This is a genomic window from Pseudomonas fluorescens (assembly GCF_002022275.1).
Taxonomy (GTDB): Bacteria; Pseudomonadota; Gammaproteobacteria; order Pseudomonadales; family Pseudomonadaceae; genus Aquipseudomonas; species Aquipseudomonas fluorescens_AJ.
Genome location: NZ_MSDF01000013.1, coordinates 94,022 through 114,790, shown reverse-complemented (window position 1 = coordinate 114,790; position 20,769 = coordinate 94,022). Strand labels below are relative to the sequence as shown.

At 61.1% G+C, this 20,769-nt stretch carries 16 protein-coding genes; 3 read left to right on the top strand and 13 right to left on the bottom strand.

Annotation, left to right across the window (positions count from 1 at the left end; all coding sequences use genetic code 11):
• Window positions 1-67 precede the first annotated feature (67 nt).
• Together BFW87_RS07005 and BFW87_RS07000 are read right to left on the bottom strand one after the other, a co-directional pair.
• Window positions 68-1,921, bottom strand: a complete 1,854-nt coding sequence (locus tag BFW87_RS07005) for an Lnb N-terminal periplasmic domain-containing protein (protein ID WP_078739192.1) — start codon at window positions 1,919-1,921, stop codon at window positions 68-70.
• Window positions 1,922-2,012: 91 nt separating this feature from the next.
• On the bottom strand, window positions 2,013-2,501 hold the full coding sequence (locus BFW87_RS07000; protein ID WP_003215845.1) for a DUF3015 domain-containing protein: 489 nt from the start codon (window positions 2,499-2,501) through the stop codon (window positions 2,013-2,015).
• A 267-nt stretch (window positions 2,502-2,768) separates the two neighbouring features.
• On the opposite strand from BFW87_RS07000, the gene BFW87_RS06995 reads away from it, so the two are divergent.
• Both BFW87_RS06995 and BFW87_RS06990 read left to right on the top strand, forming a co-directional pair.
• Window positions 2,769-5,207 carry a Lon protease family protein gene (locus tag BFW87_RS06995; RefSeq protein ID WP_078739191.1) on the top strand — a complete coding sequence of 813 codons (2,439 nt, stop codon included), beginning with the start codon at window positions 2,769-2,771 and terminating at the stop codon, window positions 5,205-5,207.
• Window positions 5,208-5,523: 316 nt separating this feature from the next.
• Complete coding sequence (locus BFW87_RS06990) at window positions 5,524-5,853, top strand: PA4575 family protein (RefSeq protein ID WP_078739190.1); 330 nt, start codon at window positions 5,524-5,526, stop codon at window positions 5,851-5,853.
• A 151-nt stretch (window positions 5,854-6,004) separates the two neighbouring features.
• On the opposite strand, the gene BFW87_RS06985 is transcribed toward BFW87_RS06990, so the two are convergent.
• Window positions 6,005-7,828 carry a hypothetical protein gene (locus BFW87_RS06985; RefSeq protein ID WP_078739189.1) on the bottom strand — a complete coding sequence of 608 codons (1,824 nt, stop codon included), beginning with the start codon at window positions 7,826-7,828 and terminating at the stop codon, window positions 6,005-6,007.
• Between the two features lie 163 nt (window positions 7,829-7,991).
• Between BFW87_RS06985 and BFW87_RS06980 the strand changes: the two genes are divergently transcribed.
• Window positions 7,992-8,480, top strand: a complete 489-nt coding sequence (locus BFW87_RS06980) for a TIGR00645 family protein (protein ID WP_078739188.1) — start codon at window positions 7,992-7,994, stop codon at window positions 8,478-8,480.
• Window positions 8,481-8,495: 15 nt separating this feature from the next.
• Here the strand turns inward: BFW87_RS06980 and BFW87_RS06975 are convergent, their stop codons facing one another.
• The 10 genes from BFW87_RS06975 to BFW87_RS06930 form a co-directional block, all read right to left on the bottom strand.
• On the bottom strand, window positions 8,496-9,929 hold the full coding sequence (locus BFW87_RS06975) for an ArnT family glycosyltransferase (protein ID WP_078739187.1): 1,434 nt from the start codon (window positions 9,927-9,929) through the stop codon (window positions 8,496-8,498).
• Between the two features lie 116 nt (window positions 9,930-10,045).
• Window positions 10,046-11,071 (bottom strand): hypothetical protein, encoded by a 1,026-nt coding sequence (locus tag BFW87_RS06970; protein ID WP_078739186.1) that lies wholly within the window; start codon window positions 11,069-11,071, stop codon window positions 10,046-10,048.
• 208 nt (window positions 11,072-11,279) lie between these two features.
• Window positions 11,280-11,891, bottom strand: coding sequence for a LysE family translocator (locus BFW87_RS06965; protein ID WP_078734878.1), 612 nt, complete (start codon window positions 11,889-11,891; stop codon window positions 11,280-11,282).
• Window positions 11,892-11,980: 89 nt separating this feature from the next.
• The gene (locus tag BFW87_RS06960; RefSeq protein WP_078739185.1) at window positions 11,981-12,610 is read right to left on the bottom strand and encodes a LysE family translocator; all 630 of its coding nucleotides are present in this window, start codon (window positions 12,608-12,610) and stop codon (window positions 11,981-11,983) included.
• A gap of 79 nt (window positions 12,611-12,689) precedes the next feature.
• Window positions 12,690-13,292, bottom strand: coding sequence for a formyltransferase family protein (locus BFW87_RS06955; protein ID WP_078739184.1), 603 nt, complete (start codon window positions 13,290-13,292; stop codon window positions 12,690-12,692).
• 66 nt (window positions 13,293-13,358) lie between these two features.
• Window positions 13,359-14,678 (bottom strand): aspartate aminotransferase family protein, encoded by a 1,320-nt coding sequence (locus BFW87_RS06950; protein WP_078739183.1) that lies wholly within the window; start codon window positions 14,676-14,678, stop codon window positions 13,359-13,361.
• 201 nt (window positions 14,679-14,879) lie between these two features.
• On the bottom strand, window positions 14,880-16,721 hold the full coding sequence (locus BFW87_RS06945) for a carbamoyltransferase family protein (RefSeq protein WP_078739182.1): 1,842 nt from the start codon (window positions 16,719-16,721) through the stop codon (window positions 14,880-14,882).
• 90 nt (window positions 16,722-16,811) lie between these two features.
• On the bottom strand, window positions 16,812-17,435 hold the full coding sequence (locus BFW87_RS06940) for a LysE family translocator (RefSeq protein WP_078739181.1): 624 nt from the start codon (window positions 17,433-17,435) through the stop codon (window positions 16,812-16,814).
• A 13-nt stretch (window positions 17,436-17,448) separates the two neighbouring features.
• The gene (locus tag BFW87_RS06935) at window positions 17,449-18,492 is read right to left on the bottom strand and encodes an inosamine-phosphate amidinotransferase 1 (protein WP_078739180.1); all 1,044 of its coding nucleotides are present in this window, start codon (window positions 18,490-18,492) and stop codon (window positions 17,449-17,451) included.
• Between the two features lie 17 nt (window positions 18,493-18,509).
• The gene (locus tag BFW87_RS06930) at window positions 18,510-20,690 is read right to left on the bottom strand and encodes an iron-containing redox enzyme family protein (RefSeq protein ID WP_254865857.1); all 2,181 of its coding nucleotides are present in this window, start codon (window positions 20,688-20,690) and stop codon (window positions 18,510-18,512) included.
• Between the last annotated feature and the right edge of the window lie 79 nt (window positions 20,691-20,769).

Below are 20,769 nucleotides of genomic sequence, written 5' to 3'. Positions count from 1 at the left end.
CAGTGACTGACACACCGCTATCGCGGGCAAGCCCGCTCCCACACTTTTGATCTTCGCCAGGCTTCAGTCAGTAGTGATACCACTTCACTTCCAGCATCACTTCATTCACCGGCGTCGACAGATGGCTGTATTCACGCTGGGCACTCAGGCGCAGGCCCAGGTTGCGCGACAATTCCCACTGCTGATTCAGGCTCAGGCTACGTCGCACTTCGCCATTGGTGAAGAAATCGCCTTTAGCCTCAAGACTCAAATTGCCCAGCGGGTTTTTCCACAGCACGCCGGTGTTGAACCCGGCCGCCGGGGAGATGGCTTCGCTGAAGTCGTTGTTGTGTTCCACGCGCACGGTGCCGAGGGCGAAGCCGAGCATGTCGTCGGTCAGTTGCCAGGTGCCGCCGGCGCCGCCGTTGACGTGGGCGACGAGGGTTTCGTCGTCGTGCTTGCCGGGCACGCGCTCAAGGCCACCGGTGACTTGCCAGGACCACGGCTGCAACAGCGCGTTACGCGGAGTCAGGGAGCGGATGGTGGCCAAATCCAGTTGCTGCAGTTGCCAGTGGTTGCCTTCGTACTGGCGCAGTTTCATCTGCAGGATTTCAATCTGCGCGCCCAGCGGGAAGCCTTCGGCGTTGTCGTTGAGATCGTGGTAGGCCATGCGCAGGCCGTATTCGCCGAAGGTTTTACTGCCTCGGGTGCCGATGCCGGCTTGCCAGGTGCGCGACTCGTGGCCGTTTTCCGGCAGGCCGGGGCGTTCAATTTGAAGGTCTGGCGGCGGGTTCTGGTTGATCGCGCGCAGCAGTTCGAAGCTGCGCTGGGAGCGTGCGGGGTCGCGCTCCAGGCCGTTGGCGCGGTAGCGGCCGAGGCGATAGGCGGCGTCGATGATCAGTGCCTGGCGGTCTTTGGCGATGGCTTTGAACGCCGGGTCTTGCAACTGCTTAGTGTCGTCGCTGACCTTCAGCACCCATTGCTGCTCATCGCTGTTCAACGGTTTGGCGCGCTCCAGCAACTCGCGCTCACGGGAGGGGCGATAATCAATCTTTTCAACCAAACCGGCGTCTTTCACCGCTTTGACGGTGTCGGTTGGAATGGCCGTCAGTGGGAATTGTTCGGTCAGGCGCAGGCCGGGCCGCGCCACTTGCAGCAGTTCGAGCAGGCGGTAGGAGCAGTTTTCGTCGAAGAAGAAGTAATCGAACTGGATCTGCTTGAGCTCCCACACGTGCTCGACCATGCGTTTGGTCTCGACCTCAGTGAGGTTCAGGCGGTATTCCCACAGGTCGCGGTTCTCGAGGCTACGGTATTCCGAGAGTTTTTCCTGATACGGCACCAGGGCAAACAGGCCGGGGTAGCCGCCCATCAGGCCTTTCCAGGCGTAGAGAATGCTGTTGTCCGAACCTTCGATGTAGGCGCCGAAGTTGATCGCATAGCTGAGCAGCGCGGTCTTGTCTTTCTGCACGTCTGCCTGGTCGATACGCAGCAGGGTGTGGCCGAACATCGATGACGGGCTGTTCAGGTAGGCCGCCGGGAATATCATCACCGCGCTGTGGGGCGCGACGTCCTTGAACCACTGCGTGAACTCCTTGCACTCCAGTGCAGGCAGGTCGGTCAGGTTCAACTGAGCCTTGAGCCAGCGGGTGCGTGCGGGATAAACGCATTGGACATGTTTTTCACCCAGGCTCGCCGGCGCATACAGCGCTTCAACGGTGGCCTTGAGTTCAGCGTCCGGGTGGTGCGCGCCATCGGCGGCGAGGAAAAATTTCTTGTCGCTGACATAACTGCGCCAGCCACTGATTTTGCCGGCTTCGTAATGGCCCAAAGACAGCCAGAACGGGTCGTTAGCCAGTTGCTGCAAACGTTGATCATCAATATGCGGGGCCGCGTACAGCGGGGCGCAGGCGAAGAGTGCCAGCCAGGCAAAGCGTTTGAGCATAAGGGCAACTTAAGTCGGGAAAAGTGAGACCCAAAGGGGAGGCGGGTCCAAAAACAAGACCCGCGCCTCGAAAGGCGCGGGCGGGTCGAGCTTAAGCCTGGGTTGCGTATTTCGCCAGACGGGTATCGCTTTTCAGTACAGCCAGGGTGTTGTTGTGCACGTCGTCAGCGGTCACGTCAGCTTTGCTGAAGATCTGCTGGAAGTGCTCGTGGGTCACGGCCGCGAAGTGCTCGCGATCTTCCGGTGCAACGCCCAGTACCACCGCGTAGGTGGTCAGTGCTTCGCCGTTGCCTTTAGCCATGTCTTCAGACAGCTCGTTCATCATGCCATTCATGGCAATCCAGGACTTGCCGCCGTAGGTCAGGGCGCTGTTGGTGCTGCAACCGTTGGTGCCCGAGGTCATGCCGAAAGTGGCGTTACCCGAGGTGCCGTTGGTGGTGGAGGCCAGGAAGTGAGCCGGAGTGCCGCGCTGGCCTTCGAACAACATGTTGCCCCAACCGCAGTTCGGGCCACCTGGTGCTTCTGCCATTGCATTGAGGGAGACGACGGTGAAGAGAGTACCAAGAAGGATCCGTTTCATAGCTTTGTTCTCTTTGTGTGCAAACCAATGGACAAGGGTTCAGGCGCGTCGCAGCGCCCTAGGGGCCAGTTATTAGTCCAACCCGCGCAGTTTGGAGTTTAGGCACGATCCCGGGGTTCCGTTATTTTTTATAAAACAATCAGAGTTAACGCGATTTTTTTGTAGGACGGCTCCCCCGTCTATGCTTTCCCCAAAGCGTGCCTTGCCAGAGCGCGCAACCGGGAGCCAGAATGCCGACATCTGCCCCGCCTGATGTAAGGAAGCCCGATGCCTGATCCTGTTGCTGCCAGCTTGCGTTTAGCGCCCGAAGCGCTGACTCGTCCTTTTTCCGCTGAACAGTTCAGCTTCTCGACCACCAATGATTTGGAGCCCTTTCGCGGTGTGCTTGGCCAGGAACGCGCGGTTGAAGCGTTGCAGTTCGGTGTGGCCATGCCACGCCCCGGTTACAACGTGTTTGTCATGGGCGAGCCCGGTACCGGCCGCTTTTCGTTCGTCAAACGCTACCTGAAGGCCGAAGGCAAACGCCTGCAGACCCCGGCGGACTGGGTTTATGTGAACAATTTCGATGAGCCGCGCGAACCGCGTGCACTGGAGCTGCCAGCGGGCGGCGCTGCGGCGTTCATCAATGACATCAACGGCTTGATCGACAACCTTGTCGCCACGTTCCCGGCGGTGTTCGAACACCCCACCTACCAACAGCGTAAAAGCGCCATCGACCGCGCTTTCAACCAGCGTTACGACAAGGCCCTGGACGTGATCGAGCGCCTGGCCCTGGAAAAAGACGTGGCGCTGTACCGCGACAGCACCAACATCGCCTTCACCCCGATGCTCGACGGCAAGGCGCTGGACGAGGCCGAGTTCTCGCAGTTGCCGGAAGCCGATCGCGAGCGTTTCCACTCGGATATTTCCGAGCTGGAAGAACGCCTCAACGAAGAACTGGCCAGCCTGCCGCAGTGGAAGCGCGAATCGAACAACCAGATGCGTCAGTTCAACGAAGAGACCATCACCCTGGCCCTGCAGCCATTGCTCTCGCCGTTGTCGGAAAAGTACGCAGAAAACGCGGCAGTCTGCGGTTATCTGCAGGCCATGCAGGTGTACTTGCTCAAATCCGTGGTCGAGCAGTTTGTCGACGACGCCAAGACCGACGCCCAGGCGCGCAAGCTGCTCGAAGAGCAATACTGCCCAAGCCTGGTGGTGGGCCACCCGGTCAACGGCGGTGCGCCGGTGGTGTTTGAACCGCACCCGACCTACGACAACCTGTTCGGCCGCATCGAATACAGCACTGACCAAGGCGCGCTTTACACCACGTATCGCCAGTTGCGCCCGGGTGCGTTGCATCGCGCCAACGGCGGTTTCCTGATCCTTGAAGCCGAAAAAATGCTCAGCGAGCCGTTTGTGTGGGACGCGCTCAAGCGTTCGTTGCAGTCGCGCAAGCTGAAGATGGAATCGCCGCTGGGCGAGATGGGCCGCCTGGCGACCGTGACCCTCAACCCGCAAATGATCCCGTTGCAGGTCAAAGTCATCATCATTGGCTCGCGCCAGCTCTACTACGCGTTGCAGGACGCCGATCCGGATTTCCAGGAGATGTTCCGCGTACTGGTGGACTTCGACGAAGACATCCCGATGGTCGACGAGAGCCTGGAGCAGTTCGCCCAGTTGCTCAAAACCCGTACATCGGAAGAAGGCATGGCGCCGCTGACCTCGGACGCGGTGGCGCGGTTGGCCACCTACAGCGCACGGTTGGCGGAGCATCAGGGCCGTTTGTCGGCGCGCATTGGTGACTTGTTCCAGTTGGTCAGCGAGGCGGACTTCATTCGCCACTTGGCGGGCGACGAGATGACCGATGCCGGGCACATCGAGCGCGCGCTCAAGGCCAAGGCCACGCGCACCGGGCGTGTTTCTGCGCGGATTCTGGATGACATGCTCGCGGGCGTGATTCTGATTGATACCGCCGGTGCCGCCGTGGGCAAGTGCAACGGGTTGACGGTGCTGGAGGTCGGTGATTCGGCCTTCGGCGTGCCTGCGCGGATTTCCGCCACGGTGTACCCGGGCGGCAGCGGCATTGTGGATATTGAGCGCGAGGTTAACCTCGGCCAGCCGATCCACTCCAAGGGCGTGATGATCCTCACCGGTTACCTGGGCAGCCGGTATGCCCAGGAATTTCCGTTGGCGATCTCGGCGAGTATCGCGCTGGAGCAGTCCTACGGTTACGTGGACGGCGACAGTGCGTCTCTTGGCGAGGCGTGCACCTTGATCTCGGCGCTGTCGAAAACGCCGCTCAAGCAGTGCTTTGCCATCACCGGCTCGATCAACCAGTTTGGCGAAGTGCAGGCGGTGGGCGGGGTCAACGAGAAAATCGAAGGCTTCTTCCGCCTCTGCGAAGCGCGCGGGTTGACCGGGGAGCAAGGGGCGATCATTCCCCAGGCCAACGTTGCCACGCTGATGCTCGACGAGAAGGTGCTGCAGGCTGTGCGGGCCGGGCAGTTCCATATCTATGCGGTGCGTCAGGCGGACGAGGCGCTGAGCCTGTTGGTGGGCGAGCCGGCCGGTGAGCCGGACGAGGAAGGGCAATTCCCTGAAGGCACCGTGAATGCGCGCGTGGTAGAGCGCTTGCGCGCGATTGCCGAGATGATCAGCGAGGAAGATTTGAAGGAGGCGGAGAAGGAGTTGGCGCAGCAGGCGTTGGCGGAAGCCAAACCCACCTGACAGCGCGGTGAGTGTGGGAGCTGGCTTGTCGGGTCGCCGCATCGCTGCGATAGCGGTGGGCCTGCCAGCAAAGATGTCGGCCTTGAGTCAGTCATCGCAGGCAAGCCAGCTCCCACATTGGATCGGCAGTGTATTTTGGGTCATCGTCACAAAATTGACTCCCATTTCAGGGACCAACGCCCGTTGGTCCCTACAACCTTGGTTTGTCGCGGTTTTCTTCTATTCTCAGTTCAAGGGATATCCACAGGAGTCGCTGGATAGAAACAGCCTCGGCCTTGCGCTGAGGTTGAACACCGATCTACCGAGGGTCGCCGCCATGCCGCGCAACCTTTGCCTTACCCGCCAATGCCTGGGCCTGGTCACCCGTATCGAATGCTCCATTCGTCCTCTCGCCGGGGATAACGGGATGTGGACCTTGTTGTTTGCCGCCGGAATGACCGGCGAACAGCCGTCCACCATCAAGTCTCAAGGCCCGTTCCATGGGCCTTTTGTGGCAGAAACCATTCTGGGGTCCATCGTCGACAGCCTGACGCTGCATGGCTATGAGCTGGCAGACGACCCGCAGATCTGGTGCCTGCACCTGCAGGCCCATCTGCGGCAGCTTAATGGTGGCCGGAACCAGACAGCCAGCGACACCCGCCACTGAGATCATTCCCACGCTCAGCGTGGGAATGCCGCCCCGGACGCTCCGCGTCCCGCTGTCGCCACAGGGCTGAAGCCTGAGTATGTGATGCGGAGCGTCACGGGATGCATTCCCACGCAGAGCGTGGGAACGAGCGGTGGCCCACCACTGAGGGTTACTTGCTCTCGGGCTTGTCCAGCTTGACCTCGAAACCATATTGCACGGTGTCCAGGTCGGTGCGCTGGTAGCTTTCCAGCGCGGTCGGCTGGCCGTAGAAGTAATGCACGTCAAACAAGGCGGTGCCGTATTCCTCGGCGCGGTGGCTGACCCCGAGGATTTCCTTGAGGTAGTTGCCGCTGGCGTCCTTGGCGTAGAAGCGCCAACTGTCGGAGGGGAATTCCTTCTGGTCGACGATCAGCGCGTTGTCCTTCAGCGACAGGCCTTTGGGCAGCTTGGTGACGTCAATCGTGGCCTTGTCGATGGTGGCCAGGAACAACGGTACCGAACCCACTACAAACGCCGGGGTTTCCGGGAACAAGTTGAGGTCATACGTCAGCGTGCCGCTGCCCGCGTTCATCTCAAAGGCTTGAGTGGGCAATTCGATCGGCTCGCCACGTTCACCCTTGTCGTCCGCCGTGAAGAAGGTGATGGGCGCGTCGCTGTTGTTGCGCTCGGCACCGACCAGGTCGTCGTTGAAGGTGAAAGGGTGGTCAAACACGACTTTCGCGGCACTGGCGTCTTCGGTCGACTGGCTGATGGTGACGCTTTTTTTCAGCTGATCCTCGGTCATCGCCGCGTCTTTGAGCCAGCTGGCGATGCCGTCGTCATACACCGTGACCGGCATCGGCAGGGGTTGCACGGTATTTTGCAGGCTGTTCTTGTCGAAGCGTTGTACCGGCAGGTCGAGGTCTTTGCGTGTGAGCGTGGCGGTGGAGAAGTCGAGAACGTTGACCTGCAGATTGTCGATCACGCCGTTGAAATATACCTTGGCGTAATGGCTGCTCTGCTTGTGTTCGAAGGCTTTTCGCTCGTCGGTCAGCTGCTTTTCAAATGCGTCCGACCAGGCTTTTTGCTTCTGCATCTCGGCCAGTTGCTTCTCGTAAAACGCCACTTGCGCGGCATTTTCGTTGATTGAGCCCGCGCGGGTGAGGAATTGCCCGGTGCTGTCTCGGGCTTGCACCAGCAACGGGTTCGGCGATTCGTCGCCGACTTCCGGCGCCAGCGGTGCGCTGTTGGTCAGCTCGATCTCGGCGTAGTTTTTCTCAAGCAGCAGCAGGTTGAGGGTGATGTTGCCTTCGGTGCGTTTGTGGCCGACGTCTTTTTTCGTCAGGTCGAAGGTCAGCACCTTGCCCGGCGCAACCACTTCCACCGCGCCTTTAAGGCTGACCGGCTGCGGCTGGCTCTTGTTTTCAGTCTCGATGCCGTCAATGAACGGGTAAGTGATCGTCAGGTCATCGGGGTTGGTGAGGTTGGAGCTGCTGGGGCTGAGCTGGATGCCGGGGTCGGTTTCCGACCATTCCGGCTGGAAGGGGATGACTTTATTGTTGCTCAAGGTCACCGACTGCCATTCCAGGCCGTGGGGGAAGGGAAACTGGTCCGGGGTGTTGAAGTTAAACGGGAAGACCGGCTGCAAGTCGGTCAGGTAGTCGGAGTGCGAGGCTTTGCGCAGCACGAACAGGCCATTGATGTAGGTGTCGACCAGGGCTTGGGGCGTGGGGTAGTGCTTGAGCAGCGCCAGGGTGTCTTCGCCGTATTCGGCTTCGATGGGCTTGTCGGCAAGCTTGACGCGGGCGCGCTCAAGCAACAGCAGCGAGCCGCCGAGGTCGGCGATAGCGTCGCGCAGTTTGGGGTCCTGGATGCTGTCCAGCGACTGCTCGAACGTGGCAGTTTTCTCTTCGAGGGTGGCTTGCTTCTGCTCTTCTTTGGGGGAGCAGCCGCCGCTCATCAGCAACACCGCACCCAGGCCGATAGTGGCCAAATGGGATCGCACATCCATCATCTGAGTTTTTCCTGTTCGACGTCATCGAGCCGATTTGAAGGGCTCGACACTAGCAGAAAAATCCGCTTACAGATGCCGCTCAGGTCAGTTTTCTCGCGGCGACAGGTGTTTGTGAGCGGCTGGTATACTCGCGGCCATTTTTAGCAAAGCTGTGTGGGATCTGATGGAACGCTTTATCGAAAATACGATGTACGCCTCACGCTGGCTGTTGGCGCCGATCTACCTGGGGCTTTCCCTGGGCCTGCTGATTCTGGCGTTGAAGTTTTTCCAGGAAATCATCCACGTCATTCCCAACGTGTTCACCATGCTGGAAGCCGACGTGATTTTGCTGCTGCTGTCGCTGATCGACATGGCGCTGGTGGGCGGTTTGCTGGTGATGGTGATGATCTCCGGCTACGAGAACTTCGTCTCGCAGCTGGATATCGATGACAACAAGGAAAAGCTCAACTGGCTGGGCACCATGGACTCTTCATCGCTGAAGATGAAGGTTGCGGCGTCGATTGTGGCGATCTCGTCCATCCACTTGCTGCGCATCTTCATGGACGACAAGAACGTCGATCCGCAGCATTTGATGTGGTACGTGATCATCCACATGACCTTCGTGATCTCGGCGTTCGCCATGGGTTACCTGGACAAACTCACCAAGCACTGATGCACCGCGTCAGCCTTACTGCTCGACGAAGAAGTAAGGCTGGCGGTTGATCGACATTTCCTTGATCACCGTCACCTTCTCGCTCAGTTGCTCCGTGCGGTCCAGCAGCGCCACGTTGCCAGGCTTGGCCGTAAGGTAGCTGCGCAATTCGGCTTCGGTCTGCAGGATCGGCAAGTAGGCCTGCAGGTAGAACACGCTGGCCCCGGCGATGCGTTCGTTGGGCTGGAACAACACCACGTCTTTGCCTTCGGCTTGAAGTTTCTGCACCGCGCTGATGACCGGCACGAACGACTGGCGTTTGTCTGCTTTCGGCGCAAACCAGAACGCTGCCGCCAGGTAACAGGCGATGGCCAAAGTGAAAACGCCAGCGATCACGCTGCGGTGATGGCGATACAGCGCTGGTTTGTGGGTTTTCGTCCACTCCAGAAGCACCCCGGCATATTCCGCGGCGAGCACGGCGGCGGCGGGTGTAAGGGCCATCAGGTAAACAATGCGTTTGCTCGATGCCAGGGTCAGCAGGGTGAACTGCGCCACCAGCCATACGCTGAAGAACAGGCGGTAGCGGTTGCGCACCAGGCTTTTGCGAAAGTGCCACAGGCCCAGGTACACCAGGATGTTCCACGGCAGGAATGCCTCGGGCAGTTTGGCGATGTAGTAGTAGAAGGGCTCGTAATGGCCGGCCTCGACAAACGAGCCGCTGAAGCGCCCGACGCTGTTGGTCCACAGCACCTCGGCCACTGACTGCATCCCGCCACGCTGGAACAGGAAACCCAGCCAGATCAGCAGCGGAATCAGCGCCAACAGTGTGAACAGCGCGGGCTTGAGCCAGTCACCGATGCGCACACGTTTGTCCATCACGCTGGTGCTGGCCAGGTACACAAAAATCACAATGCCCGGCATCGCCAGGCCCAGCACGCCTTTGCTCAGGGTGGCGATGACCATTCCGGCCGTGAACAACGCCCATGCCCAGGCACTGGAGCCTTGGCGGTCGGGGCGCACTGCCTGGTAAAACCCCAGCAGTGCAGCGGTCACGCCCAGGCTCAGCAACGAGTCTTCACCCACGCCGCGCACATTGCCCCAGTAACTGGCCATGGTCGCCAGGATCAGCGCGGCGCAGAACGCCATGTTCTTCGGCCGCCCGAACTTGCGCAGCATCCCGTAAAACAGCATCACGCTGAACAACCCGGCAAACGCCGACGCGAGGCGCACTGCCCAGGTCGTGCCGCCAAACAGGCGAATGGCGCTGGCGTCCAGCCATAGGCTCAGAGGCGGTTTTTCCAGGAAGGGTTCACGAAACAGGCGCGGGATCACCCAGTCATTGTCCAGGTGCATGGCCATGGCAATCCCGGCGACGCGAGCTTCGGTGGAGCCTTGCAGCTCATGGCCACCCAGGGCGAAAAAGAACAACAGACCGGCGAGAAGGAGCAGCAGAGAAGCGGGACGCGTCATGGATCTGGCTACCGAGGCAAGGGACCGCTCGGGGGAGCGGCCGTGACGATCGGTTAGTATCTGTCAGCATTTCTGAATATTTCATGAACGAGTGTCAGTTTTTTGTAAGGCCCGTTTCAGGGCAGCTTCAGGCTTGGCAGTGCGGCTTTGCCTTGCGCGGTCAGCACGGGCTCCAATTGCTCCCAGGTGAAGCTCAGCTCGTTGTCACAACCGTCGCCCGTGGCCGGCGTTGAGAGTTGCAGGCCGGTTGTGTTGAAGCTCAGGTCGAAGGTGGAATAGCTGGTGACCGCCGGGCAGCCCTCGTCGGGGGTGGTTTGCGTGGCCAGCCAGGTGCTGAATGCGTGCGGTAACTTGATCTGGCCGGAGTAAGGGTTGTCCCATTCCTCACGCCCGCCCAGCCAGCTCCACGGGTCAACGCTTTCGCCGGTTTGCAGGTTCCAGCTGTGCAAGCCCCAACTGATGCCGCCGCGACCGTAACCGGCGGTCCAGCGGTAGAAGCGCACAGTGATCCATTGAGAGGACCAGTAGAACGGCTCCACCGTGATCTCACTGGTCGACGTGCCGCCGCTTTGGTCCAGCGCGTTGCGCCGTTCACGATAGAAGTCGGTCTGGCCTTCCGGGCTGACCGCCAGCCGCGCGAGGTCACGGTTGATGCGCTCGATCGCGGGCCCTTCGCCCTCAAGTTTCAACGTGACTTGCCCACCCTGGGTGTTCACTTGGTAGGCGTGGTCGCCGAAGGTTTTCTTCTCGACCGTGACCGGCGGCGGCACGGCCTCGAGCGGGTTGTTATAGGTGTCGCTGGCACAGCTGTCCGAATCTGCACGCTTGAGCGTCAATGCCAGGCTTTTGCCGCCAAGCGTCTTGCTCCAGGTACCCGTCAGCGTGTCGCCTTGAGGTTCATCCAGGTGCCAGAAGCCGGTGTTGCCTTCTTCGGCCCATGGCTCGCTGGCGTTGGCTTGGGTCAACTGGATGGGGGTGAGGATGCGTTGGTAGTAATAACTGCCGTTGGAACCATGGGCGCCGTTGAAGCAGGCGGTGATGGCGGACTTGCCGAGTGTGCCGGTCCAGACGCCGGCCAGGTCGGCAGCGCAGGCGAACAAAGGCGCGCAGACGAGCGCGATGGCAGCGAGGGGCTTGAGCACGGGTATCGGACTTCCGGTTGTCTGATAGAGGCTGTCAGGGTAATGGGAAGTGTGGCGCGATTCCAACCCGTTCACCGAAGGCGCGACATCTTGACGGAAAAATCCTAGGCCGGACTTTCCCCCAAAAGCAACAAAACCCGCACCTGGCGGGTTTTGTCGATGCTTCGAATCGGCGCACGGTAGTTAAAAGACCGCCACGGCTCGGGGGTCAGCTCGTGTGCTGCAACAGCGGATACAGCGAAATCACCAGCAACGCCGCCATGCCGAAGTTGAACACGCGCAACCAGCGCGGGTTGCGCAGCACGTTGCGCAACACGCTGCCGAACCCCGCCCATACCCCCACGCTCGGCGCGTTGATCAGGGCGAACACCGTAGCGATGATCACTACGTTCATCGTGTAGCCCTGCAAGGGTGTGTAGGTGCTGATCGCACCAATCGCCATGACCCACGCCTTGGGGTTGACCCACTGAAACGCCGCCGCGCCCCAGAACCCCAGGGGTTTGCCTTTACCTTCGGTGTCTTCGGACGCCGGGCCCGAACGGGCGATGTTCCACGCCAGGTACAGCAAGTAAGCCGCGCCCGCGTAGCGCAGGACGGTGTAGAGCACCGGATAGGCGGTAAAGGCCGCACCCAGCCCAAGCCCCACCGCCAATACCAGCACCAGGAACCCGGAGCTGATACCCAGGATGTGCGGGATGGTGCGTTGGAAGCCGAAATTGACGCCCGAGGCCAACAGCATGGCGTTATTGGGGCCTGGGGTGACGGAGGTGACAAACGCAAACAATGCAAACGCCAGCATCAAATCAAACGACAAGGACATGGGTTTTTCCTGGAAACGGGCCTTCGCGCCTTACCCGCCCCCCAGACAGCGCGGGGGGGCAGGTGCACTGTGGCCACTTGTAGTTGGAGTCAGAACAACGAACTGAGAAAGCCAATGGCAACCATCGAGTAGAACGCTGCGCAAATCAGCCCGAAGGACTTGCGGGTCCGGGTGAAAAACGGTTCTGCCGAATGGGCGGAAAACGCCAAAGCGTAGGTGCAGAAAATCAGGAAACCCAATAACGCACAGGCCGCCACCAGCACGAAACTGGCCCAGGCCGGCGCATTGACGCTCAGGCCCACGGTGGTCACGGTGAACCACGTCAAGGCCGCCTTGGGGTTGGTCAGGTGGATGCCCAACCCCTGCAAATAGAAGCCCAGGTTGCGCGTCTGCTTTGCCCGCACCTTGGTCACCGTCGTGGCGTTATGCGCCAGCGCACTGCGCACCGATTTCCACGCAAGGAAGAACAGATAGCAGGCGCCAAACACCTTTAACCACAGAATGATCTGGGTATTGGACATCAACAGCGCCGATACACCGGCAGCGGTCATCGCGCCCCAGCACAACGACCCGGAAATAACCCCCGCCGCCAACGCCAGGCCCGGTGTACGCCCGTAGTTCAAGGAGGTGTTGGCGATCGCCAGGTTACCCGGGCCAGGGCTGGCGGTGCCGATCACGTAGACCCCCAGCGCCGCTGCAAAACTTGAAAACTCAAACATAGGTGCACTCATACCCGTCGCGCCAGCGCGCAGTGAGCACTTCACGCCACCAGCGGCATGAAGTGACGGCCAAAAAAAGCTACTTGAAGCAACGATGATCCGGCTCCTGGGCGCGAATCTTCTCCATCCAGGGCTTGAGTTCCGATTGCTTGTACAGACGCTCGCCCCAATTCTCTGGCGAGACCGGCAGCGGCCGCCCCTGCAGGATGTAGTCGGTGAGCAAGTGGATAAACTGCTGCAGGCAATAAGCGCCTACATGCAGGCGCAGCGATGAGGCGGTCTCGGCGGGTGCGACGTTGAAGCGCGCCACATTGATGATCTGCCCGCTGTCCACCGAAGGGGCCAGGTGATGGCAGGTCGAGCCGTAGGTTTCATCGTTGTAGTAGATCGCGTAATGCTGGCTGCCCAGGCCCCGGTACTTGGGCGGCGCGGGGTGCAGGTTGATCGCGCCTTTGCGGGCATTCTTGTAGATGCTCTGCGGGAAAATGAAGTCGCCACGGTAGGAGATGATCCAGTCGCCTTCCCAATTATCCAGGTGGTAAGGATAAGGATCGCCCGGGTCCCAGCAAAACACCTCAAGGTTGGAGAATACGGTCTTGGCAAATTCCACGCCGTGATCACACCAGTCCATGGTGCATACCGACAGCAGGACCTTGTCCTTGCATGGCTCGATTGTCTGCATCTTCACGTCTCCATTTCCAAGTAATACGGGGGACATCGACCGTCCCCCGGTGAACCCGCTCGATCGCTAGTACGCGACAGCCCTGACCACGGCGTTGAAGCGCTCGACCATTTGCCCCAGCTCGTCTTCGCTGGTGATAAACGGCGGTGCAAACAGCACGTGATTGCCTTGTGTGCCCTGCACCGTGCCGCTGCCGGGATAGATCAGCAGGCCTTGCCGCAGCGCCTCTTGCTTGAGGGCCGCGGCATACGCGCCGCCGCCCTTGAAGGGCGCCTTGGTGGCACGGCTTTCGACAAACTCGACGCCCACGAACAGCCCGCGCCCGCGCACATCGCCGACGATATCCAGGTCCGCCAGGCTTTCCCTGAGCCAGCTGCGCAGTTGCTCACCGCGCTGGCGCACTTGCGCCAGCAGGTTCTCTTCGGCAATCACTTGCTGCACTTCCAGGGCAATGGCGCAGGCGAGCGGATGGTTGACATGGGTCTGGCCGTTGCCCAACACACCTGAACCACCGGCCATTACCGAATGCACCTGTTCACTGATCAACAGCGCCGAGATCGGCATGTAGCCCGCCGCCAGGCCTTTGCCGACGGTGACCATGTCCGGCACGATGCCGTCGTCGGCATAAGCGAACAGTTGCCCGGTACGCCCCATGCCGGCCATCACCTCATCGAGGATCAGCAGCACATCGTGACGCTCGCACACCGCCTTGATCTTGCGAAAGTAACCGGGCACCGCAGGCACCGCACCGTTGGTGGAACCCACCACGGTCTCGGCAAAGAACGCCGCGACGTTTTCACGGCCCAGACTACGAATTCTGGCGTCCAGTTCATCGGCCAGGCGCGTGGTGTACTGCTCGTCGCTTTCGTCGGGCCGCTGATCACGGTAGGCGTAGCACGGCGAGACAAACTCGGCCGGCGTAAACAGTCGGCCAAACACCGACTGGCGCTGAGGGTTGCCGGAGATGCTCAAGGTGCCCAAGGTGCTGCCGTGGTAGCTCTGTCGGCGGGAAATGAACACCGACTTGTCGGGCAAGCCGCGCTCGCATTGGTACTGGTAAGCGATTTTCATCGCCAGCTCCATCACCTCCGAGCCGCCGGATAAAAATTGCGCACGTGCCAGGCCGCCGCTGGCTGTCACCAGGCGTTCGGCCAGTTCCTCGGCGGCGGCGGTGGTGAAGCTGCCCGCATGGGCCCAGGCCAGTTTCTTTGCTTCGCGTTCGAATGCCGCGGCGATACGCGGGTGGCCATGGCCCAGGCTCGACACCGCGACACCGCCGCAGGTGTCGAGGTAGCGTTTGCCCGTTGCGTCCTCAAGCCACACCCCGGCCCCGCCGACCGCCAGGATCGGTGAGGTGTTGAGGTTTTTGTAGATTACTTTTGACATGCGCGCGGTTCCTCGGGCGGTTGGCGTTACAGGTGACTCACGGAGTGATCCCAAGCCGTCGGGGCCTGGTGAAAGCGCCGTCCGAAACGGGAAGAGTGAAAGACCGAACGCGTCAGGCCGATGGGCAGCAGCACGACGATAAACATCAGAAACGCAAGAAATCTCAGCACGGTATAAGCTCCAAAAGGTTAAGGGTCAGGATCAATCCAGCGGGATCTCGCTGCGCCAGTCGACGGCCTCGACGAAGGCAGGCTGCCCGGGGCGCTCCAGCACGTAACGGCCGAGGACCAGCACGTCCATTTCCGTGCGCATGAAGCAGGCGTACGCTTCCTCCGGCTTGCACACAATCGGTTCGCCACGCACGTTGAACGAGGTGTTGACCAGCACCGAGCACCCCGTGCGCTCCTTGAAACTGCGCAGCAGGTAGGTGAAGGGCGCGTTGTCTTCCTCGGTTACCGTTTGCACCCGTGCCGACAGGTCTACGTGGGTCACCGCCGGCAACTGCGAGCGAATATTGTTGATGCTGCCCAAGCTCCGCTGCGGGCCGCCTTCCTGGAGTGACTGCCGGGATTTGATCGAGTCGGTGACCGGCGCGACCATCAGCATGTACGGGCTTTTTTCGCAGATATCGAAATAGTTGCCGGCGTCCTCGGCCAGTACGGCCGGGGCAAACGGGCGGAACGACTCGCGGTATTTGATTTTCAGGTTCATGGTGCGCTGCATCTCGGGGTTGCGCGCATCGCCGAGAATCGAACGCGCGCCCAGGGCCCTGGGGCCAAACTCCATGCGCCCCTGGAACCAGCCCACCACGGCGCCCTCGGCCAGGCGACTGGCGACTTGGTCATACAGCCCGGCGTCGTCATAGCGGGTAAAGGGGTATTGGTTTTCCAGCAGAAACCGGGCGATTTCTTCGTCGCCAAAGCCCGGCCCAAGCAGGCTGCCGCTCATGGCATCGGACTTGTTGCCCTCCAGGTGCGGGCGACCGCTGTGCTTGACCGCAAAGTCCAACGCCGCCCCCAGGGCACAACCGGCATCGCCGGCTGCCGGCTGGATCCAGATCGAATCGAAACGCCCCGAGCGGCTGAGCACGCCGTTGGCCACGCAATTCAAGGCCACGCCACCGGCCAGGCACAGGTTGCGCTCGCCGGTCTGCTTGACCGCGGCAGTGGCCAGGCCCAGCACCACTTCCTCAGTGACTTTCTGGATCGACGCCGCCAAGTCGCACTCGCGCTGTGAGATCGGGCTTTCGGGCTGGCGGATCGGCCCGCCGAACAGCGTCTCAAAGGCCTCGCCCACCATGCGCTCACCGCGCAGGTATTCGAAGTACTTCATGTTCAGGGTGAACGAGCCGTCCTCGCGGATATTGATCAGCTCGTCGCGAATCTTGTCGGCATAGATCGGCTGGCCATACGGCGCCAGGCCCATCAGCTTGTATTCGCCGGAGTCGACCTTGAACCCGCAATAGTAGGTCATGGCCGAATACAGCAAGCCCACGGAGTGGGGGTAGGAAATCGAGTTTTTCAGCTCAAGGCTCGAACCCTTGCCGTGCCAGATGGTGGTCGAATGCCACTCGCCGATGCCGTCGATGCACAACACCGCCGCGTTTTCGAACGGTGACGGGTAAAACGCCGCCGCCGCGTGGGAACGGTGATGCTGGGAGGCCTGGGTGCGCGGCGCCTTGCCCCGGTTCAGGGTCTCCAATTGCTCGTCGACAAACTTGAGCACGTTCCACTTCCAGCGAATCCACTCCGGCATCGCATTGATGAACGTACGCGCGCCGCCGATGCCGCCGCTGGCAAACGACGAAATCACCCGTGAGAATTTTTCCTGGGGGTCTTCGTAGTAAACCACTGCTTGCAGGTCATCCAGGGTGATGCCCTCGGCGTCCAGGCAATAGGCAATGGCCTGGGCCGGGAACGCGGGGTCGTGGCGCACGCGGGTGAAGCGCTCTTCCTGGGCGGCGGCGACGGGCACACCGTCCTTGACCAGGGCGGCAGCACTGTCGTGGTAGAAGGCAGAAATCCCTAAAACATAAATAGCCATTTAACTGTGCATCCTCATCGCATCATGCCAATCCGTGGAGTTGCCTGCGCCAATCGACATGCTGACGTCTTGGCAACCTTTCTCTGCGTTTCAAGACCACCATTGGGAAAATGGCAGGCTTCGTAAAACCGGGATCAAGGAGATCACGAGCACCAGGCTCATGCTGATATTGAACGCCTTCAAACGTTGCGGTTGGGTCAGGAATCGCCGCAGGTATTGCCCGAAAAACACCCAGACCATGGAGCACGGTGAACCGAATACAAAAAACAACAGGGCAATCAGGAACACCTGCACCGTGTACGAACCAGAGGGCGAGGTGTAGGCCAGCACCGCGCCCACCGCCATCACCCAGGCCTTCGGGTTGACCCACTGGAACAACGCCGCAGCGGTGAACCCCAAAGGCTTGCCGGATTTGTCACCCAGGTCAGTGGTGGGCGCACTGGCTATCTGGTACGCCAGGAACAACAGGTACAGCGCGCCGATCACCTGCAAGCCGTCATGTAGGCGCGGGTACTGCCGGAACACCGCCCCGGCCCCCAGCCCGACCGCCACCACCATCAGCGGAAAACCGATGTTGATACCGGCCACATGGCGCAAGGTGCGGCCCATGCCGAAATTGGCGCCGGACGACATCAACATCACGTTGTTCGGCCCTGGCGTGACGCACGTGGCGATCACGAACAGCACAATCGAGTAGTAATCCAGTACCTGCATGGTCACGCCCTGCTCAACGGTAATCTTCCAGCGTGCCGCGTCGACGAATGTCGACGGACACACAATGGAAGCCGCCGCTCAAACTGCGCGCATGGCGCATCTTCAGCGGCGCCACATCGATGCCGTGTTTTTCCAGCGCGCGAATCAGCGGGACCTGCTGGTCATTGATCACCGCCAGCGACGGGTTGACCATGATGAAGTTCATGCCTTGCCAGATCGACGCACGCGGGTACGACCAGCAGTAGCCGGTGTCGACCATGTCGGGAGCCCAGATGATGTCCCAACCCTTGAACACCTGCGGCACCTGGTCCTTGCCGATGCGCTCGGGGTTCAATACCACCAGCCCCGGGCGTACCAGGGTGATGGTGGTGTCCAGGTGCGTACCGTCGTAGAACCCGCTGAGGGCGTGCACCCGATATTGATCACCGAGCACGCGCTTGAGCCACTCGTAACCCTGGCGATTACCGCTGCGCGACACCAGGTAAAGAATGTCGCGGCCCATGCGAAGGACGTTGGCGGCATCGAAAATCGGCTCATCGTTGGCGATGATCGAACCTTCACGCGGGTTGACCCGGTAGGTGCTGTCCGGCAGTTCCGGCTTGGGCGCGGAAATCCAGTTGGCGCCGCTGGCGAAGTACGCGTGCAGGTGTTCGCGGTAGGCAAAAGGTTCGAAGTAACGGCTGCGCAAGGCCATCGGCGCTTCAATGATGGTCTTTCCAACCGGCAGCAGGACATCCCTTGGGCAGTAGTTGTATTCGCCGTCGGTTTTCCAGTCGGCGGTGCCGAACAGCGCGGCATGATAGGTCTCCCTGGGCCGGCGCACGGTTACCCCATGGCCGACCAGGAAGGCGGCAAAGGCGTCCAGGTCTTCCTGAGCCTCTTCAACCAGCTGCTCGGGATAAGGGCCTGACGGAATCTCCTGGGGCGAGTCGTGGTGTTCGCTGTAGTCGAGGGCGAACAGGCCTTTGTCCGGCCGAGGCACGCGCGCGCCACGGGCATTGCCCACGATCATTTCCTCGAGGGGGTCCCATTCGTTATGCACTTCTACCAAAGACATAATTGCTCCTCGTGGCGTTATTGTTCGTGGGTTTCCAGCAGTACTTCCCGCGTGATCGGCAAGTGATGCAGATAGCTTTTTGAAGCCGTTCTGCGTGCCGGACGCGGGAGTACGTTGCCTGCGGATGAGAGGCCCAATCGACGCAACAGCGAGGTCCACTTGCCCGGCATCGGCGCCAGCGACTCATAGCCCACCCGCACGCGTTGCCATTGCGCGGCGAGCTGCTCGGCGCTGGTGAATGCGCGCATGTAGGCGTCAATCGCATCGGCCGCCCAGGCCGAGTGCCCGGTGGACACGTTATCGATGGTGTTGTGCAGATCGACAAACGCTGTGCTGAAGCCGTAGTGCCGTAAAAAGCGTCGCGCCGAGCGATAACTGCCGCCCACGCCGGACAACTCCATCGCCAGGTTCATGCCGAGGACTTCAGGCATGAACGTCACGGGCAATTTGCCCAGGCACAGCCAATACACCGGCAGTCCGAAGGACTCCTCATACAGGCGCGGGTCTTCGGAGAATTCACGGCTACCGGTGGGGGCCAGTTCGAAATCCATTTCCCGCAGGCCATCGCGGTAGATCTTCGGGTGGTTGAGCGCCTCGATGCCGTTGCCCAATTCGTCCCAATAGGTCTGGAACAGGGTGTAACCCACATGGGAAGACGCCAGCCCCACGTCGGTAAACCCTTGCAGCCACGCGCCGTCGATCAGCGTGAGAGGCGCCAGTTGCAGGGTCGACTCGACGATTTCTTCACGGCTCGGCATTTGCGCCGGGTCGCTGTCATCGAACTGCCGGCCGTTCTGGTCATGCTTGTCCAGCAACCAGGCGCGCAGCACGTGGGGGCCCCACTGCTCGGGCAATTGGCGCCCGGAGGTTTTCAGCGATTGGCGCGACTGCTCCAGCCAACGGCTCACATAGGCATGGGCGAACGTCAGGGTGGTTGGCTGCAGCGCGCGCCCCTGCAAGACAAAATAGGCCTCGCGCAGGTTCTGCGGCCAGTGCCCTGTGTCGGCCGTGCTGGCGGTACTCGGGCGGGCCACCATGGCGCGGCTGTCGATCGGCTGGCGCGGCAGTTGCACCGTATTGGCAGCCTGGGGCAACCAATCGATCCACTGGCGAATCACGTTTAAGTCAGCCTCGCTGAAGATGCGGAACATGCGCCCGGTCGGCGCTACCAGGCTGGTGACCAGCAAGCTTTTTTTCGAGTTGCCAGGCACGATCAGACGGCTGCGCGACAGCACATCCAGCAGGGGCAACGGGTCGTGCTGCGCGTCTTCAAGCCACAGCGCCAGGCTGCGGCCTTCGATCAGGTAATTCTGGTGATACACCGCGCCAACCCGGGCCAGGCGCTGCATCAAATGCGCGATGGCCTGCTGCGGCGAGGTGGCGGTCAGCGAGGCGTTATACAGCCGCGCATTCCAGCGTTGCAGTGCGCCGAACAGCCAGTTGGCGCCGCGCAGTAGACGGGCTTGGCGGTCTTCGCCCTGTTCGATGATCCGGTGCGCAACCCACTGGCTGATATGGCGCAACGAAGCCGGCTCCAGGCCGGGGAAGGAGGCGCTCAGGTCCAGCCGACCCAGCTTCAGCGCCAGCCCCTCAAGCTGCCCCATGGCTGCCCAGCCCGGGCACAAGCCTACGGCGCGCAGGGCCCAATCGACACCGCACAGCTCATCGCCAAAGGCATCGCTGCGCCGGCTCAGGGCCAGCAACAGTGCGGGCAGTTCGAACGCGTCGTCATTCAGGTCGGGCAGGGTCGCCAGTTGCGCCGGGGCCAAGGCGTATGCCGTCAACTGTAACTGGCCCAGCAGCGCGTTGAAGTGATGGGCGCGGGAGGCGTTCGGGTAGCCGACGCCCACGTCATGGGCAAACAGTTGCATCAAGCGCAACTGTGCGGGGTCTTCAAATACGCCGGGCGCGCTCATGCCCTGCAGCCAGCAGCCCAGCACCGAGGCCATCGGTGCCGAGTAGACGGCCAACGCCTGGGCAAAGGCGTGGGCGTTGTGCTGTTCGACGGCGGCGGCCGCGGCACCGGCATACGCCGAAGCCTGTTCCAGTTGCCACGCGTCGATCTGCCGGGAGAGCAGCGGCAATGGCGCCGTCTCGCGGTTGTCACCCAACAGAGTGTCGAGATACTCCGCATCCAGGAAACATTCAGGGTCGAGCGCCAGACGGTAGAGTTCGCGCCACCTGTCATCTGCGGGCATCCGCGTTAAAACCGAACCATCCATAGCCATTACCTTCCAGTGCTGCGTCAGAACATCGGGTAAATGGAGGAGTCAGGCT

Bases quoted from the DNA above. Each gene is read 5' to 3' on its own strand.
- BFW87_RS06930 (WP_254865857.1), bottom strand. From the start codon at position 20,690: ATGCCCGCAGATGACAGGTGGCGCGAACTCTACCGTCTGGCGCTCGAC.
- BFW87_RS06945 (WP_078739182.1), bottom strand. From the start codon at position 16,721: ATGGCTATTTATGTTTTAGGGATTTCTGCCTTCTACCACGACAGTGCT.
- BFW87_RS06965 (WP_078734878.1), bottom strand. From the start codon at position 11,891: ATGTCCTTGTCGTTTGATTTGATGCTGGCGTTTGCATTGTTTGCGTTT.
- BFW87_RS06975 (WP_078739187.1), bottom strand. From the start codon at position 9,929: ATGACGCGTCCCGCTTCTCTGCTGCTCCTTCTCGCCGGTCTGTTGTTC.
- BFW87_RS06960 (WP_078739185.1), bottom strand. From the start codon at position 12,610: ATGTTTGAGTTTTCAAGTTTTGCAGCGGCGCTGGGGGTCTACGTGATC.
- BFW87_RS06935 (WP_078739180.1), bottom strand. From the start codon at position 18,492: ATGTCTTTGGTAGAAGTGCATAACGAATGGGACCCCCTCGAGGAAATG.
- BFW87_RS07000 (WP_003215845.1), bottom strand. From the start codon at position 2,501: ATGAAACGGATCCTTCTTGGTACTCTCTTCACCGTCGTCTCCCTCAAT.
- BFW87_RS06980 (WP_078739188.1), top strand. From the start codon at position 7,992: ATGGAACGCTTTATCGAAAATACGATGTACGCCTCACGCTGGCTGTTG.
- BFW87_RS07005 (WP_078739192.1), bottom strand. From the start codon at position 1,921: ATGCTCAAACGCTTTGCCTGGCTGGCACTCTTCGCCTGCGCCCCGCTG.
- BFW87_RS06955 (WP_078739184.1), bottom strand. From the start codon at position 13,292: ATGCAGACAATCGAGCCATGCAAGGACAAGGTCCTGCTGTCGGTATGC.
- BFW87_RS06985 (WP_078739189.1), bottom strand. From the start codon at position 7,828: ATGATGGATGTGCGATCCCATTTGGCCACTATCGGCCTGGGTGCGGTG.
- BFW87_RS06940 (WP_078739181.1), bottom strand. From the start codon at position 17,435: ATGCAGGTACTGGATTACTACTCGATTGTGCTGTTCGTGATCGCCACG.
- BFW87_RS06995 (WP_078739191.1), top strand. From the start codon at position 2,769: ATGCCTGATCCTGTTGCTGCCAGCTTGCGTTTAGCGCCCGAAGCGCTG.
- BFW87_RS06950 (WP_078739183.1), bottom strand. From the start codon at position 14,678: ATGTCAAAAGTAATCTACAAAAACCTCAACACCTCACCGATCCTGGCG.
- BFW87_RS06990 (WP_078739190.1), top strand. From the start codon at position 5,524: ATGCCGCGCAACCTTTGCCTTACCCGCCAATGCCTGGGCCTGGTCACC.